The organism is Alienimonas sp. DA493, from assembly GCF_043951915.1.
Lineage (GTDB): Bacteria > Planctomycetota > Planctomycetia > Planctomycetales > Planctomycetaceae > Alienimonas.
The window spans coordinates 1-15,985 of record NZ_JBINJD010000023.1 but is presented as its reverse complement, the minus strand read 5'-3'; the positions used below and the strand labels follow the sequence as shown (position 1 = coordinate 15,985).

The following is a 15,985-nucleotide window of genomic DNA, read 5'->3' as shown; positions in this document are numbered from 1 at the left end:
AGCGTCCCGGACCCTTGCAGGGTCCGGGACGCTGGCGCGGCCCACGGCGGCGGCAAACGGAAAAGCGGCCTATTCGTGATCGTGGTCGCTGTGGTCCACGTCGTGGCTGGCCTCGTTGTGGCGGATCGAGCCGGAGTAGGCCCGGCCGTCGATCTTGACCATCAGCTTGGCGTCGTCGTGGCCGTGGTCGAGTTCCTCGCCCAGGGCGGCGTCGCGGGAGACGAACTTGGAGCTGCGGCCCTCCGCGTCGCCCTCCTGCGGCTCGGCGGCGAGGACGAACGTCTTCCGCTCGCCCTCGTGGGACAGGTTCACGGTCAACTCCGTCGCGTCGGTGGTCGCGGCCCCGGTCGCGGCGCCGTCCAGCAGGTAGACGGTCACGGTCCCGGCCGCTTCGTCGTGCAGCAGTTCGCCGTGGTATTCCTCGGCGCCCAGTTCGATCAACTCCCCGCCGTGGGGGCCCTCTGTCGGGTGGGCGTGCTCGTCGCCGTGGTCGTGGCCGTCGTGATCGTCGTGGCCGTCGTGGGCGTGGTCGTCGTCGTGGGGGTGGTCGTCGGGGGCTTCGACGCCCGGCGTGCCGACGGCGTCCATATCTTCGCTCTCGGACTGGCAGCCGAGGGTCAGGGCGCCGCAGAGCGCAAGAGCGGCGGGGAACAGGGGCGAACGACGCATGAACGACTCCTTCCGAAGATCGGGAACGGGGGGATCGCTCAGTCTAAGCGGCGTCCGGGCAAGCGGTAGGGTCCGCGGTGCGGACCGCCCACGCACCGGCGGCGTCTCCGAGGAGGGTCCGCGGAGCGGACCCTACGCCAGCGGGTCGGCCGCCGCGTCCGCGGCGGTGAGCTTCCGCCCCGCCCCGCGGCCGACGGCCCAGAATAGCGCCGGCCGCACGACGAACTCCGCCGCCGTGCTGCTGATCAGCCCGCCGACAATCACCGTCGCCACCGGGTACAAAATCTCCTTGCCGGGCTCGCCGGCGCTGAGCGCCAGCGGGACCAACCCGATGCCGCTGGTCAGGGCGGTCATCAGCACCGGGGCGAGGCGGTCCCGGCCGGCGTGCACCAGCATGTCGCGGGTCCAATCCTCCCCCTCCTCCCGCACGAGGTGGAGGTAGTGGGAGAGCAGCAGAATCCCGTTGCGACTGGCGATGCCGGCCAGCGAAATGAACCCGACCAGCGCCGCCACGGTGAGCGTCTGCTCCGTGAGGACCAGCGCCACCGCCCCGCCGACGAACGCCGCCGGCAGGGCGGCCATCACCTGCAACGCGAAGTTGGCGCTGCGGAACAGGGTGTTCAGCGTGAGAAACACGCCCAGCACCGCCGCCGCCGTCAGCGCCGCCAGCCGGTTCGTCGCGCTCTGCTGACTCTCGAACTGGCCGCTGTATTCGATGAAGTAGCCCGGCGGCAGCTCGATCGCGGCGAGGCGGGCCTTCACGTCGGTCACCGCGTCGACCAGCCCGCGGCCCTCCACGTTCGCGGCCAACACGATCCGCCGGCGGACGTTCTCCCGGTTGATCGTGTTCGGCCCGCCGCCCTGATAGATGTCCGCGACCGCCCCCAGCGGCACCTCGGCGCCGTCCGGGGCGACGAGCGTCAGCCGGCGGACCGCCTCCAGGTCCTCGCGGAACGGTTCGTCCAGCCGGACGACCAGGTCGAAGGTGCGTTGGCCGACGAGGATCTCGGAGACGACCTCCCCGTTCATCGCCGTCTCCACGAACGCCATCACCTCGCCGGGCGTCAGGCCGGTGCGGGCCAGGGCCGGGCGGTCCAGTTCGATGCGGAGCTGCGGGATCGTCACCTGCGGTTCGAGGACGACGTCCGTCAGGCCGGGCACGTCGGAGATCGCCGTTTGCATCCGCTCGCCGAGGCGGCGAAGCGTGTCCAAGTCGTCGCCGTACAGCTTGATGCCGACCTGCGCCTTCACCCCGCTGATCATGTGGGAGATGAGGTGCGCCAGCGGTCCCTCCACGCTGCCGACGGCCCCGGGCACGTCGGCGATCGCCTCGCGGAGGTCGTGCAGCACCCGTTCGCGGGAGGCCTCGGGGTCCATCTCGACGATGATCTCCGAGACGTTCACCCCCTCGGCGTGCTCGTCCAGCTCCGCCCGGCCGGTGCGGCGGACGAGGGTGTGGACGCCCTCGACGCGCATCAGGCGTTTCTCCACGGCCTCGGCGATCTCGCCGCTGCTTTTCAGGCTCGTGCCGGGGGCCAGCAGCACGTTGACCTGCACGGCGCCTTCGTTGAACGGCGGGAGGAAGTCGCGTTCCAACCGGCTGACCGCCACCCCGGCGGCGATCACCGCCCCGGCGGCGATCAGCAGCACCGGCCCCGCCGCCACGGTGGAGAATCGGATCACTCCCCCGGCCGCCCATTGCAGGCCCCGCAGCAGCGGCCCCTCGCCGGCGTCGCCCAGCACGGCGTCCAGCGCCAACGCCCCCAGCCAAAAGGCCGGCGCCGCCGCGAGCGTCCACCACCAGGGATCGTCGAACGCGAGCCCGTGCAGCCCGGTGATCTCCGCCGCCCGGGGCAAGATCCAGTGGAAGGACGCGGCGCTCAGGGCCAACCCCAGCAGCGGGGCGGCGACCAGCCAGCCCGCCCGCCCGATCAGCAGCAGGGAGCACAGCACGGGCGTGACGGTCAGCGAGACCGCCAGCGAGGCCAGGATGCTCACCACGTAGGCCGCCGCCAGCGGGGCGAACAGCCGGCCTTCCATCCCCTGCAGGGCGAACAGCGGCAGGAACACCAGCACGACCACCGCGGTGCCGTAGACGATCGACCCGCGAATCTCCGCGCTCGCCCCGTACACCACCCGCAACGGGTGGAGCCGGTCGTCCGGCGGTCGGAGCCGGTTCTCCTTGAGCCGGCGGTGGACGTTCTCCACGTCGACGATCGCGTCGTCCACCAGTTCGCCCACGGCAACGGCCAACCCGCCGAGCGTCATCGTGTTGATGCCGAGGTCGAACCCGGCGAAGACGGTCGCGGTCGCCACGACGCTCAGCGGGATCGCCGTGAGCGTGACCAGCGTCGTCCGCAGGTTCAGCAGGAAGGCGAACAGGATCACCACCACCAGCGTGCCGCCGTCGGCGAGGGCCTCGGCGACGTTCTCCACCGCCCGGTCGATGAAGGACCGCTGCGAATAGACCGTCTCGTACCGCACGTCCGCCGGCAGCGTGGGGGCGAGGTCGGCCAGGGCCGCGTTGACCGCGGCGGCGACGGCCCGGGTGTCGGCGCCCGGCTGCTTGGTGACCGTCAGGGCGACGGCCGGACCGCCCTCGAACGCCCCCGCGTCGGCGGGCTCGTCGCTCTCCTCTTCGTCGCTCTCCTCCCCCTCGACCGCGACCCGCACGAAGGCGGCGGAGTCGCCCCGCTTCACCTGGGCGGCGGTGGTGATCGTGGCGACCTCCCCCAGCGTGACCGGCACCCCGCCGCGGGTGGCGACCGGCACCAGCCGCAGGTCCTCGGCGGTCGTCGCCCGGCCGAGGCCGCGGACCAGCAGCTCCGTCGGCCCCCGGTCGTCCAGATAACCGCCGGTCGCGTTGCGGTTGGCCTGTTCGGCGGCGGCGACGACCTCTTCCAGCGTCACCCCGTGCGTCCGCAGGGCGTCCGGGTCGACGAGGACCTGATACTGCAACCGCCCGCCGCCCATCGTGAACACCTGGGCCACGCCGGGCACCGTCAGCAGGCGCTGCCGGATCACCCAGTCCGCCAGCGTGCGCAGCTCCAGCGGATCGGTGGCGTCCCCGCCGACGGCTTCCTCCGGGTCCGCCCACAGCCCGAGGATCAGCACCTGCCCCATGATCGAACTGACCGGGGCCAGCGAGGGTTCGACGCCCTCCGGCATGCGGTCGGCGACGGCGGCGATGCGCTCGGTGACGATCTGGCGGTCAGTGTAGACGTCCGTGCCGTAGGCGAATTCCACGTTGATGACGCTGATGCCCACGCCGCTGCTGCTACGGACCGCCTCCACGCCGGTCGCCCCGTTGAGGGTGGTTTCCAGCGGGAAGGTGATGAGGGCTTCGACCTCCTCCGGGGCCATGCCGGGGGCCTCGGTGAGCACGACCACGCGGGGGCGGTCGAGGTCGGGGAAGACGTCGATCGGCAGGTGCGCGGTCTGCCAGCCGCCGATGACCAGCAGCGCCGCGGCGAGGGCCAGCGTCGCGGCCCGATTCCGCAGGGCGGTGCGAATGACGGCGTTCAACATGCAGTTCGCGGGACCTGCGGGGGGAGCCGGACGGGGCGGGGCGACATGGTAGCGGACGTCGGGGGAACGGCTCGGACCGTCAAATCCGCCGCCCGGCGAACGCCGCGGACTTGGGGCGTGTCCGGCGGGCGGGTATTCTTCGTCCCCACTTCCCGTCGCGTCGAACGCCCGTTCGCCGCGCGGAGCCCCGGAGAGGTGCCGGAGTGGTCGAACGGGCCGGTCTCGAAAACCGGTGTGCCCGCATGGGTACCGGGGGTTCGAATCCCCCCCTCTCCGCTTTCATCGTTTCTTAGTGGAGGTCCCGGCGGTCGGCGCCGGGGACGGCCCCGGCGGTTCGGGGGCGAACGATTGCGGCGGTCCGGTTGTGCCGGCGGCGCCGGTGGATCGCGACTGTGAAGAGGGCGAACCGCACTTTCCGCGGGAACGCCCGTGCCGGCGGTTTGGGTCGTGGGGGACGCGACCGATGTTCACGGCGGTGCGACCAGGAGGGTCGTACGTACTCGCCCTGCAAGGAGGTCGTTCCCCTATGTCCCGTTCGCCCGCGCGCTGGATCGCCCGCGGGGCGTTTCTCGCCCCCGCCGCCCTCTGTTCCGTTGGGGTCGCCGCCGAACCCGAGCCCGCCGCCCCGCCGATCGCCGCGGCCAAGCCCGGGGCTGACGACGCGATTTCCGCCGCGGAGTTCCGGGCCCTCGTCGAGCGGCTCGACCGGGCCGAGGCGGAGGTCCGCTCGCTGCGGGGCCGGCTGGACGCCCCCTTCGCCCCCGCCGAACGGGACGCCCTCCCGCCGGCCCCGCTGTTTCACACGACCGCCTTCCAGGACCCGAGCCCCCCGGACCGCGGCGTGGCGGATCAGTCGCTGGAGGTCCCCGACGAGGCGAACCAGGGCCCCGGCGACGACGTGGATTTCAACGCCGAATTCGACGCCCGGCTGCGGGACCTGGAAGAGTTATTCGACGACGACGGCGGCGAGGTCGCCGACCGCTTCGTGGCGCTGGACGAGCGGCTCGGCGAGGTCGAGGACACGCTGCCGGACTTCGTCACCCGCGGCACCTCCAACGCCACCGCCAAATTATTCGGCCGGCTGCACGCGGATTACTACGCCTTCCCCAGCACGGACGAGGGCGCCGCCCGGTTCGAGGGAGAAAACCCGCAGGACCGCTTCCTGTTCCGCCGGCTGCGGATCGGGGTGCAGGGGGACGTCCGCACAAACATGTATTATAAGATGGAGACGGAGTTCGCCTCGGTGAACGACTTCGAAATCCGCGACGTCTATTTCGGTTTCCGCGACATCCCCAGCTTCGACGGGTCCACCCAGTCCTTCACGATCGGGAACCAGAAGCGGCCGTACGGCTTGGACCACTTGAACAGCAGCCGGTACAACGTCTTTATCGCTCGCCCGAACGTCATCGAAGCGTTCAACGAAGACGCCCGCCGGCTGGGTGCGGTCGTCTACGGCGTCTCCGACGACCTCCGCTATAACTGGCGCTACGGAGTTTATAACCTGGAGCGGATCCAGGACGACGGCATCTACGTCGGCGACGCCTATCAGTTGCAGGTCGCCGGCCGGCTGGCCACGACCTACTGGTGGGACGAGTGTTCCGACGGCCGCGGCTACGGCCACTTCGCCGTCGCCGGTACGGTCGCCGACCCGGACGAGACCGGCGGGCCGCTCAATAATAACGAGGCCCGCTTCCGCACCCGGCCCGAGGCCCGCACCGGCGACCGCTGGCTCAACACCGGGCGCATCGACGACGTGGAGCGATTCGGTCTGCTCGGCGTGGAGCATGTTTTAAACTACGGCCCGGTGCAGTGGGTCACGGAGGTGCAGGGCCTGTGGAACAACCGGAACGATGGCTCGGAGGACGCCGACTTCTGGGGCGGCTACACGTACGTCAGTTATTTCCTGACAGGCGAACATATGCCCTGGAGCCGCGAGAGCGGCACGCTGGGGCGCATTAAGCCGCACGAGGACTTCTTCCTGGTCAACACCTGCCACGGCGACGTCGGCGGCGGGTGGGGCGCCTGGCAGATCGCCGCCCGATACTCCTACCTCGACCTGAACGACGCCGACGTCTTCGGCGGCACGGCGGACAGCTTCACCCTCGGCTTGAACTGGTATTGGAACGACAACGCCGGCATGCAGTTCAACTGGGTGAACGGCAATATTACAGACTCTTCGGTCGTCGAGGGCGACGGCGGCGAAGGCGAGCCGATCGACAGCCGCTACGACATCCTCGGCGTCCGCTTCCGCGTGGACTTCTAAATCTTCGCCGGGCCGCCGGCCCCGCTTCTTTCCCCGCACAATTCCCCCTCTCCCCAAGCCGCACGGATGTTCGTTCGCCTGATCCACGTTTTCTCCTCGTCGCTCCCGGCGGCGTTGCTGTCCGGCCTCCTCGCCCCGGCGGCCCTCGCCGGCCCGCCCTGCGACGCCGACGGCCGCTGCTCCGCCGACGCCTGCCGCCGCCCCGCCCGCTACGCCTGCCGGGTGACGGTGGAGACCGAGCCGATCGAAAAGGAGTGCTACCTCATTGAACCGGAGGCGGTCTGCATCCCGCCGATTACGACCTCGCCGTTCGACTGCGTCCGCGACCTGTTCCGCGGCAAAAAGTCCCGCGGCGGCCACGGTCACGGCTGCGGCGCCGACGGCTGCACGGCCGCCGGCTGCGACGGCGGCTGCGGCCTGCACGGGGGCCGTCCCCGCAAGGCCGGGTGGCTCGCCAAACTGTGCGACCACGGCCGCGGTTGCTGCGGGGGGATTCGCTGCGTGAACACCCTCGACACCCACGAATACGAATGCGGCGAACGCTGCGTCTGCAAGTGGGAGGCCGTGCCGGTCGGCGGCTGCGGCGTCGACTGCGGTCCCCACGCCGGGACTGCCGGGCCGGCCCGGACGCACGCCGCCCCCGCGCCGCAGGACGGCGCCGTCCCCCCGGCGCCCGCCCCGACGCCGGCCCCGCCGACGCTGCGGTACGACCTGCCGGAGCTCGAAGCCGACGCGGCCGAGCCTTCGGAGTTGGAGCGCGGCGTGGCCGACCAGGCGATCGAGGAGTAAATCCTCCGCCGCCCTGATCCGGGGCCGTCGTGCCGGAACAGCGGGTGGCGTCGGGGAACCAGGGGTCGACGCTCGACCGGGCGGGGCCCCGGCTGCTGGAATGGCTCCGCGGGGACCTCGCCCCCGCCGGGCCGGCCCCGGCGCCGCGAGACTGACCGCCGCCCGCCGACCGCCGAGTTCGCCCGATGTCCCGCCCCGCCGACCTGTTCGCCGACCCCGACGACGACCGCTCCGGGGACGACTTCGCCGACCCGTTCGCGGACGACTCCGTCCGCGGCCCGTCCGGCGCCCCGGTCCGGGCGTCCGTCGGGGGGCGCCCGATGCAGCCGGTCCTGCCGGCGGACCGGGTGGTCTACGTTCCCGCCCCGCCGAACCCGTGGAAGGGGGCGGCGCTGCTGCTGACGGGCGCGACGCTCGGGTTGGTGACGGCGTCGGTCGTCTGGGGCGTGGTGTTCGCGGTCGCGTGGGGGGCGAAGGCGGTGGAGGACGCCGCCGACGCCTTCGAGGACTTGGAAACGGCGGCGGTCGAGCTGGACGTCGACCGGGTGCGGGCCGCGCTCGCCGCGGAGCCGGCCGCGACCGAGGCCCTGGGGCCGCTGACCGCCGTGACGGTGAACGAAGACCGCACCTACGCCGACGACACCCCTTGGGACGTCTACTACTACGACGCGGTCGGCGAACGGGCCTCCGGCCTGCTGCGGGTGCGGTACGACGACGCCGGCGGGTTCCTCGACGCGGACCTCACCCTGACCGACGCCGGCGGGGAGAACGCGGCGGGCGAGGCGACGGACGGGGCGCCCCCCGGCGGGAACGCCGCCGGGGAGGGCCGCACGATCGAGCTGACGCTGTCCGATCCGGATTGAACCCGCCCCGGCCGCGGCGGGGGAGGAGGACGCGACGGCGGGGGAAGAGGACGCGACGGCGGGACGGGTTCCCCGCGGTTCGGCCGGGGAACTACACTGGGGGCGTATGACCGCCTCGCCCCCGCCGCCCACGACCCGCGTCGGCGCGCCCGGGCCGGGTCCCGAACCGGCCGCGCGCCGGCCGCGTTCCGGCTGGGCGCTGACGGCCCGGACGGCGGCGGACTCCCTCGCCCTGCTGGCGGTCGCGGTGATGGTCGCCCACGCCTTCCTGGTGGAGGGCTACGTGATCAGCAGCGGGTCGATGGCCCCGGGGCTGTTCGGCTACCACAAGCGGGTGACCTGCCCCTCCTGCACGCACTCCTTCGCCCGGGGGGTGAGCTTCGACGGCGTCGCCGGCCTGCCCGGCCGCATGACCGCCGGGGAGGGCGACGGCGACGGGACCCCGGCCCGGCCGGTCACCTTCGCCCACTGCCCGAACTGCGGTCAGCCGGAGATCGACGTCTCCGCCGCCCCGGACACCCAGGGCGACCAACTGCTCGTGCTCAAGCACGCCTTCGCCTGGCGGGACCCGCGGCGGTGGGAGGTCGTGGTGTTCCGCCACCCGGAGGACGCCCGGCAGGCGTACGTCAAACGGGTCGTGGGGCTGCCGGGGGAGGCGATCCGCGTGGCCGGCGGGGACGTGTGGGCGAACGGCGAACTGTGCCGCAAGCCGCTGACGACCCAGCGGGCGGTGCGAATCCCGGTCTACGACCCCGCTCACGCCCCCCGTCCGGACGACGCCCCGGAACCCCGCTGGAGCGGCGACGGCTGGGTGCGGACGGAACTGCCCGACGGCGACGCCCCGACGGTGCGGTTCGCCACCGCGGAGTACGACGCCGCCCCCGACGCCGCCGCCCCGCAGGCCGACGCCGATGCGGACGGACCGTCCCGCGCCGAATGGCGGCGGCTGAGCTACCGCCACGTGCTCGCCGCCGGCGGGACGCACGAGACCGCGGTCCAGGTCGATCCGCCGCCGCGGAGCTTCGAGTGGGACGAGCCCCGGTTGCCGGTCGCCTACGACTTCGACCCGATCACCAACACCCTCTCCTGCCGCGGCGTGCTGAGCGGGGCGGACGCCTGCCGGCTGCGGCGGCTCTCCCGCGATCCCCGCTGGCGGGACGCGGTGAAGGAACTGGCCGCCCGCAGTCATTTCGCCCCGATCACGGACGACTACGGCTACAACCACGCCCCGGACCCGCGATTCGAGGCCCGGGCGCTGGACTTCGCCCTGAGCCTCTCCGCCGACCTCTCCCGCGATCCCGACGCGGCGCTGGCGCTGCAACTGACCGACGGGAACCGCACCTTCCTGCTGGTCGCCGACCGGGCCGACCGGGACCGCCGCCCGACCGGCACGCTGTCGCTGTTCGAACTGGACGCCGCCGGCCGGCCGCTCGGAGCGGCGCTGCGGTCGGTCGCGTTGCCGGCGTCGGTCGCGGCGGGGCCGGTGGAGCTGGAGTTCAGCCTGTTCGACCGGCAGGCGGTCGCCGCGGTGAACGGCGTGCAGCCGTTCGCCCCGGTGGAGTTCGACCGCCCCGACGACGCCCCCCCGCCGGGCCCCGGCCCGGCGTTGCTCGGCGGCCGCGGGGCCGTCGCCGTCACGGACCTGATGCTCTACCGCGACGTCCACTACACCCGCGGCCGGGCGGTGCACGGGGTGGAGGAGGATTACCGCCTGGGCGAGGGCGAACTGTTCGTGCTGGGCGACAACAGCCCGGTCAGCCTGGACAGCCGCGGCTGGAACGACGGCGCCGTGCCGGAGCGCCTGCTGGTCGGCAAACCCTTCATCGTGCACCTGCCCAGCAAGCCCGGCACGCTGAGCTGGGGCGACGCCTCCACGACCGTCCGCATCCCGGACCCGGCGAGGATTCGGTACGTCCGTTGACGGGGGCGGAAAGCTCCAAGCGCCAAGAAATCAAGCACCAAACGGGCCGGCGGAGTCGGTCTCGCACCGTTCGCCGCCCGGCCCCATACTGCCCGCCCGCCTACAATCACGCCCCGGAACCGTTTTGGTTCTTGAGTTCTTGGTCTTGGATTTTCGACGAGCCCGCCCCCCGATGACCGAGAAGCCGACCGAAGCCGAAGCCCCGCCCAAGAAGGACGGCACGCGCGAAACGATGGAGTCCATCGTGATCGCGTTCGTGTTCTGCTTCCTGTTCAAAACCTTCGAGGCGGAAGCGTTCGTCATCCCGACCGGGTCGATGGCGCCCACGCTCTACGGCCGGCACAAGGACGTCGAGTGCCCCGGCTGCGGGACGGAGTGGGCCGTCGGCGCCAGCCAGGAGGTGGACGACGCCGGCTACCTGTACGTCCGCGGCGGCCCGGACGGACCGGTGCCGACGGAACGGGTCCGTTCCGCGAAATGCCCGAACTGCAACCGGCCGGTCGACCTGACCCCGCTGCCGCCGTTCGCGGGGGACCGCATCCTCGTCAATAAATGGCCCTTCCTGCTGGGCGAGCCGGATCGCTGGGACGTGACGGTCTTCAAGTTCCCGGAGAACCCGACCACCAACTACGTCAAACGGATGGTCGGCCTGCCGGGCGAGACGCTGACCCTGCGGCAGGGCGATCTGTATCGGATCACGAACGGCCCGGACGGGGGACCGGCCGCCGGCGTCGCCGAGATGCTGCGGAAGGAACCGGCCAAGCAGCGGGCGATGACCCTGCCGGTCTACGACCACGCCCGTCCCGCCCCGGAGCTGCTGGCCGCCGGCGTGCCGGAGCGGTTCGCCCCGGTGCGCTACCGCGGGGAGAGCGCCGGTCCCGGGGCGATCGCCGGCTGGGTGGAGGACGCCACCGGCTGGACCGCCCTGCCGGAGACCCGGGCCCTGCGTCGCAGCCCGGGCGCGGGCAACGGGGGCGCCGGGGAGGAGTGGGACTGGATTCGCTACCGCCACCTCCGCCCCACCGCCGAACAGTGGCGCCAAGCGATCGTCGGCGCCCGGGTGGAGGACGTCTCGCCGAAGCTGATTCTCGATCACTGCGCCTACAACCCGGACGTGTTGCAGCCGGACGGCGCCTTCTGGGTGGGCGATCTGGAGATGGCCCTCGACCTGGAATTGTCCGACCTGTCCGACGGCGCCGGGGTCCTGCTGGAACTGGTCGAGGGGGACCGCACCTACCGCTGCCGGATCGACGCGACGACCGGCACGGCGACGCTGAGCTACTACGACACCCTGCCCGGGGCGGAGCGGGCGGCGGCGGCCTCCGACGGGCGGCTGTCCGACATTGAATCGGTCCTCGCCGAGGGGCCGTGCGAGGTGGCGGAGGCCGGGGCGTACCAGCTCGTCTTCGCCAACGTGGACGACGCCCTCACGCTGTGGGTGGACGGGGAACCGGTGGCCTTCGTCCCCGCCGACGGGGCCGGGGCGGTGGAGCAGGTTCCCTACCCGCCCTACACCGCCACGACCGTGCAGGAGCCGACCGAACGGGACTTCACCCCGGCCGGCTTCGCGGTGAAGAACGCCTCGGCCCGGGCGGAGGGGATGACGATTCGTCGGGACCTCTACTACCGCGGCAGCTTCCGGGACCCGGACGACCTCGGCCCGTCGGGCCGCAAGACGGACGGCCGCGGCCGTCGGCTGATGTTCGACGACGTGGAGGAGGGCCGGCTCAGCGAGCTGGCCTCGCTGGCGGACGACCCGCTGGCCTACGCCCGCCGCTACCGCAGCACGCTGCTGGCGAGCGACCCCCGGGTGGACCCCCGGGTGTACGAGATGAGACTCGGCCCGGACGAGTTCCTGATGCTCGGCGACAACTCGCCCAGCAGTCTGGACAGCCGGCTGTGGTCGAACACCCGCGGCGCCCCGCGGCGGCACGCCGTCCCGCGGGACGCCCTGGTGGGCACCGCCTTCGCCATCTACTGGCCGCACGGGGAGCCAATCTGGTTCGAAGCGGACGACGACGGCGACGGCGTGGGCGACGGCTTCACCCGCGGCTGGGCCGCCGACATCCCGGGCCTGAACCGCTGGTTCTACCACGTCGGCACCGACGGCCGGATCGTGACCAGCTACCAGGAACACGGCGTCCCCTTCCTGCCGAACTTCGCCCGCCTGTTCCAGCTGATTCGGTAGTACGCGGGGAGCCGCCGGCGAACCGGGGAACGCGTGGGAGCAGTTGGATCGGTACGCTGCTCCGCATGAGCGCGGACCACCGTAGCCTCACCTCGTTCGATCGCCTCCGCCGGACCGCGCTCGTGCTGGCGGAGGGCGTCGCCGTCGTGCTGGCGGCGATCGCCGTCGCCCTGATCCTCCTGCCGGCGTTCGGCGGGGCAGAAGCCACCGCCGCCGTCACCGGCGACCGTGGGCGGGTCCCCGCCCCGCCGCGGTTCCTGAGGCTCGTTCACCACGCCTACGACCGGTCGGCCCCCAACCCCCGCGGCAGCGGGAACTGGATTTATGAGGAGGAGTGGACCGGATTGCGGCTCGGTTCGGCGTGGTACGTCGGGTTCGGGGCCGCCCGCGGCACGCAGACGACGGCAGCGACCGTCCCCGTCTGGATACTGCTAGGCGCCGGGCTGGCGATCGGGGCCGTGCGGCTGTGGTGGACGCACGACGCGGCGAACCGACTCCCCGAGCCGTCCCCGCAGCGGCGGTTGGCTGTCCGGATCGGGCGGGCGTGGCTGTGGTCGGCGGCGGCGCTGGGGGCGGTTCTGGTTGTCGCCCCCCACCCGGACGAATCCGGCTGGTCCGCAGGAATCTGGGTGGAGAGCGCCGCCATCTCGCCCCTCGAAGCATCCCGCTGGCCGCGACTGTTCGCCGGGCCGGACGCGATCGGCGAGCGCGTCCTCGTGCCGTGGCCTCTCGTGATCGCGGTCCCGGCCTTGGCGACGCTGGCGTGCGTCGGCCAGTTCCTGGGGTCGTCACCCCCGGTTGCGGGGGAAGAATCGGGGGACGCCTCCCCGCCGGAGGACTGACGTCCCGCCGCTCGCCCCGTCCCGCATGACCTCACCGCCCCGCACCTCCCGGTTCCTGCGGTGGGGGTTTCGGCGGTACGTACTGGGCGGGTTCCCCTTCGGCCGGGGGATGCTGGCCCGGAACTTCCACGCCGTGCGGCTGCTCGAACCGCTGCCGGAGGGGCTGAGCGACGGCGGCCCGGACGATCGGCGGGCGTTCTATCTCAACCACCCCGGCTGGTGGGACCCTCTGGCGGCGGCGGCGCTGGCGGAGCATCTGCGGCCGGGCCGCGTGCCCATCGCCCCGATCGACGCGGACGTGCTCTCGGCGGCGCCGATCCTGCGTTGGTTGGGGATGTTCGGCGTCGAGCGGGACGCCGCCGGCAATGCGACGGCGGCCGGGGCGAAGGCGTTTCTGCGGACCGCCCGGGCGACGCTGGACGCCCCCGGCTGCGACCTGTGGCTCACCCCGGAGGGGACGTTCGCCCCGCCGGACCGGCGCCCACTTCGGTTCGCCCCGGGGTTGGGCCGGTTGCTCAGCCGCGACCCGGCGCTGGCCTGCGTGCCGGTCGCGGTGCGGTACGACTTCTGGACCGAACGCCGCCCGGAACTGCTGCTGGCCGTCGGCGAGCCGGTGCGGCGGGCGGACGTGAGCGGCGAGGAGCCGCGGCGGAGCGCCGCGGCGGGGAACGCCCCCGTGAACGTCGGGGACTGCTCCCGGTTCCTCGAACGTCGGCTGGAGTCGATGCTGGACGCCCTCGCCGGGGCGTCCGCGTCCCGCGATCCCGCCCGCTTTCGCACCCTCCCACGGGGGCCGTGACGCCGGCGCCCCGCCCCGCCGGTTCCCGACCGACTCTCCTTGCTCTTCCGCCCCGGTCCGCGATGTCGATGCTCGCTCCGCCGCTCGCCGCCGCGCCGGGGGGCTTCGAGCCGCGGGACGCGACCGACTGGCTCGCCTGGGGCGCCCTGGCCTGTGCGGCGCTGCCTGCCGGGCTGACCCTGCTGAACCTGTTCGCCTTCCGGGCCCCGAAGGCGAAGCGCGATGAGGCGAAGCGAGACGAGGCGAACGGGGAGCGTCGGCTGCCCGCGGTCTCGCCCCGCCTCCCGCGGGTCTCCCTGCTCATCCCGGCCCGGAACGAGGCGGCGGGGATCGGCGAGTGCCTGCACGCGGCGTTGAGCAGCGAGGGGGTGGATTTCGAGGTGGTCGTGCTGGACGACCACTCCACCGACGGCACCGGGGAGATCGTCGCCGCCGCCGCCCGGGAGGACGGCCGGGTGCGGTTGGAGCAGGCCCCGCCGTTGCCGGCCGGGTGGTGCGGGAAGCAGTGGGCCTGCCGCACGCTCGCCGAACGGGCCGACCCGTCGCGGGAATTGCTCTGCTTCATCGACGCTGACGTGCGGCTGGCCCCCGACGCCCTGCGAACGCTCTGTGCGGAGCGGGCGCGGAAGAACGTCGGCCTGCTGGGCGGGTTCCCCCGGGAAGCCTGCGGCACGCCGACCGAGGCCGCGGTGATCCCGCTGATTCACTTCGTCCTGCTGGGCTTCCTGCCGATCGCCGTCGCCCGGCGGCTGCGGGGACCGGCTTGGGCGGCGGGGTGCGGACAACTGTTTTTGACGACCCGCTCCGCCTACGCCGCCGTCGGCGGGCACGACGCGGTGAAGACCAGCCTGCACGACGGGCTGACCCTCCCCCGGGCCTACCGGACCGCGGGGCGGACGACCGACGTGGTCGACGCCGCGGAGCTGGCCGTCTGCCGGATGTACCACGGGGCCGCGGAGACCTTCGCCGGCCTGGCCAAGAACGCCACCGAGGGCGTCGCCGCCCCGGGGCTGATCGGGTTCTTCACGCTCGTGCTGGGGCTCGGGCAGGTCGCGCCGGTTCCGCTGCTGATCGCCGGGGGACTGGGACTGATCGACGTCTCCGCCGGGGCGACGGCGGCGCTGTGGGCGGCGGCGGGGCTGTCGTTCGGCACGCGGGCGGCGCTGGCGCTGGCTTACCGGCAGCCGTGGCGGGGGGTCGCCCTACACCCGTTCGGCGTCGCCTTCTTCCTGATCGTGCAGTGGTACGCGCTGGGGCGCAAGCTGCTCGGCCGGCCGGCGGCGTGGCGGGGCCGCAGCTACGTGCCGACCGCCGAGGCCCCGGCGCCGACCGCGACCGGCCCCCGTCGTCCCGTCCGTCAGCCCGTCCGGCGCCCCGCGGCCCGGTCGGCATTGCGGAGCGCCCCGCAGTTCTCGGCGTCTTCCCGATCCGGCGCGTCGGCGACCGCCCGGTGAAGAACGGGGCGGCGGCTCTACAGTCCTCCTGAACTATTGCCGTCCCCGGCCCCCCGCCGCGGACGCTCACCCCCCTATCGAAAGCTCCGCCATGACGTTCTGGAAACGGAATATCCTGCCCGAGGACGACGCCGAGGTCGTCTGCTCCGCGCTGCAGGACGTGCTCGTCTCGTTGATCGACCTCGGCCTGCAGGGCAAGCAGGCGCACTGGAACCTGTACGGTCCGGACTTCCAAAGCCTGCACGAGAAGCTGGACGCGATCGTCGAGACCGCCCGCATGAGCAGCGACGAGGTCGCGGAGCGGATGAACCAGCTCGGTATCGCCCCGGACGGGCGCCGCAACACCGTCGCCGAGAGCAGCCCGCTGGAGAACTACCCCACCGGCTTCCAGCCCGTGCCGGAGGCCCTGCACCTGGTCGGCGACCGGCTGCACACCGCCGTCGAGACGATCCGCACCGCCCGGAAGACCGTCGCCGACCCGGACCCGATGACCGAAGACCTGCTGATCGCGATCAGCCAGCAGGTGGAAGAGCACCTCTGGATGATTCAGGCCCAGGAGCACAACGTCGCCGGCGGCGAGGCTTCGAAACTGCCGTGAGCCGACGCGCCGCCGCCGGCCGGGAGCCGCGACCGTCACGGCGCGTCCCTCTGCGGTCGCGGCCCGAGGGG

Annotated in this window: 11 protein-coding genes and 1 tRNA gene; 10 read left to right on the top strand and 2 right to left on the bottom strand. The window is 72.8% G+C overall.

Annotated elements, in window-relative coordinates; translation table 11 throughout:
* Nucleotides 1-69: 69 nt before the first annotated feature.
* Nucleotides 70-669, bottom strand: a complete 600-nt coding sequence (locus tag ACG2DA_RS05585) for a hypothetical protein (protein ID WP_395254489.1) — start codon at nucleotides 667-669, stop codon at nucleotides 70-72.
* 132 nt (nucleotides 670-801) lie between these two features.
* Nucleotides 802-4,197, bottom strand: a complete 3,396-nt coding sequence (locus ACG2DA_RS05580; RefSeq protein ID WP_395254488.1) for an efflux RND transporter permease subunit — start codon at nucleotides 4,195-4,197, stop codon at nucleotides 802-804.
* Nucleotides 4,198-4,386: 189 nt separating this feature from the next.
* On the opposite strand from ACG2DA_RS05580, the gene ACG2DA_RS05575 reads away from it, so the two are divergent.
* The 10 genes from ACG2DA_RS05575 to ACG2DA_RS05530 all read left to right on the top strand — a co-directional run bounded on the left by ACG2DA_RS05575 (nucleotide 4,387) and on the right by ACG2DA_RS05530 (nucleotide 15,914).
* Nucleotides 4,387-4,473 (top strand) — tRNA-Ser (locus ACG2DA_RS05575).
* 250 nt (nucleotides 4,474-4,723) lie between these two features.
* Nucleotides 4,724-6,460 carry an OprO/OprP family phosphate-selective porin gene (locus ACG2DA_RS05570; RefSeq protein WP_395254487.1) on the top strand — a complete coding sequence of 579 codons (1,737 nt, stop codon included), beginning with the start codon at nucleotides 4,724-4,726 and terminating at the stop codon, nucleotides 6,458-6,460.
* Between the two features lie 66 nt (nucleotides 6,461-6,526).
* Nucleotides 6,527-7,249 carry a hypothetical protein gene (locus tag ACG2DA_RS05565; RefSeq protein WP_395254485.1) on the top strand — a complete coding sequence of 241 codons (723 nt, stop codon included), beginning with the start codon at nucleotides 6,527-6,529 and terminating at the stop codon, nucleotides 7,247-7,249.
* A gap of 185 nt (nucleotides 7,250-7,434) precedes the next feature.
* A complete protein-coding gene (locus ACG2DA_RS05560) occupies nucleotides 7,435-8,112 on the top strand; it encodes a hypothetical protein (protein ID WP_395254484.1) in 678 nt (225 codons plus the stop codon).
* A gap of 106 nt (nucleotides 8,113-8,218) precedes the next feature.
* Nucleotides 8,219-10,033, top strand: a complete 1,815-nt coding sequence (gene lepB / locus ACG2DA_RS05555; RefSeq protein WP_395254483.1) for a signal peptidase I — start codon at nucleotides 8,219-8,221, stop codon at nucleotides 10,031-10,033.
* A gap of 172 nt (nucleotides 10,034-10,205) precedes the next feature.
* Entirely contained in the window at nucleotides 10,206-12,221 is a 2,016-nt protein-coding gene (locus ACG2DA_RS05550) for a S26 family signal peptidase (RefSeq protein ID WP_395254482.1), read from the top strand.
* 65 nt (nucleotides 12,222-12,286) lie between these two features.
* A complete protein-coding gene (locus tag ACG2DA_RS05545; protein WP_395254481.1) occupies nucleotides 12,287-13,063 on the top strand; it encodes a hypothetical protein in 777 nt (258 codons plus the stop codon).
* A 25-nt stretch (nucleotides 13,064-13,088) separates the two neighbouring features.
* Nucleotides 13,089-13,862 carry a lysophospholipid acyltransferase family protein gene (locus ACG2DA_RS05540; protein WP_395254480.1) on the top strand — a complete coding sequence of 258 codons (774 nt, stop codon included), beginning with the start codon at nucleotides 13,089-13,091 and terminating at the stop codon, nucleotides 13,860-13,862.
* A gap of 68 nt (nucleotides 13,863-13,930) precedes the next feature.
* Complete coding sequence (locus tag ACG2DA_RS05535; RefSeq protein ID WP_395254479.1) at nucleotides 13,931-15,316, top strand: glycosyltransferase; 1,386 nt, start codon at nucleotides 13,931-13,933, stop codon at nucleotides 15,314-15,316.
* Between the two features lie 91 nt (nucleotides 15,317-15,407).
* The gene (locus tag ACG2DA_RS05530; protein WP_395254478.1) at nucleotides 15,408-15,914 is read left to right on the top strand and encodes a Dps family protein; all 507 of its coding nucleotides are present in this window, start codon (nucleotides 15,408-15,410) and stop codon (nucleotides 15,912-15,914) included.
* Nucleotides 15,915-15,985: the final 71 nt, after the last annotated feature.

Bases quoted from the DNA above. Each gene is read 5' to 3' on its own strand.
- ACG2DA_RS05585 (WP_395254489.1), bottom strand. From the start codon at position 669: ATGCGTCGTTCGCCCCTGTTCCCCGCCGCTCTTGCGCTCTGCGGCGCC.
- ACG2DA_RS05580 (WP_395254488.1), bottom strand. From the start codon at position 4,197: ATGTTGAACGCCGTCATTCGCACCGCCCTGCGGAATCGGGCCGCGACG.
- ACG2DA_RS05570 (WP_395254487.1), top strand. From the start codon at position 4,724: ATGTCCCGTTCGCCCGCGCGCTGGATCGCCCGCGGGGCGTTTCTCGCC.
- ACG2DA_RS05565 (WP_395254485.1), top strand. From the start codon at position 6,527: ATGTTCGTTCGCCTGATCCACGTTTTCTCCTCGTCGCTCCCGGCGGCG.
- ACG2DA_RS05560 (WP_395254484.1), top strand. From the start codon at position 7,435: ATGTCCCGCCCCGCCGACCTGTTCGCCGACCCCGACGACGACCGCTCC.
- lepB (WP_395254483.1), top strand. From the start codon at position 8,219: ATGACCGCCTCGCCCCCGCCGCCCACGACCCGCGTCGGCGCGCCCGGG.
- ACG2DA_RS05550 (WP_395254482.1), top strand. From the start codon at position 10,206: ATGACCGAGAAGCCGACCGAAGCCGAAGCCCCGCCCAAGAAGGACGGC.
- ACG2DA_RS05545 (WP_395254481.1), top strand. From the start codon at position 12,287: ATGAGCGCGGACCACCGTAGCCTCACCTCGTTCGATCGCCTCCGCCGG.
- ACG2DA_RS05540 (WP_395254480.1), top strand. From the start codon at position 13,089: ATGACCTCACCGCCCCGCACCTCCCGGTTCCTGCGGTGGGGGTTTCGG.
- ACG2DA_RS05535 (WP_395254479.1), top strand. From the start codon at position 13,931: ATGCTCGCTCCGCCGCTCGCCGCCGCGCCGGGGGGCTTCGAGCCGCGG.
- ACG2DA_RS05530 (WP_395254478.1), top strand. From the start codon at position 15,408: ATGACGTTCTGGAAACGGAATATCCTGCCCGAGGACGACGCCGAGGTC.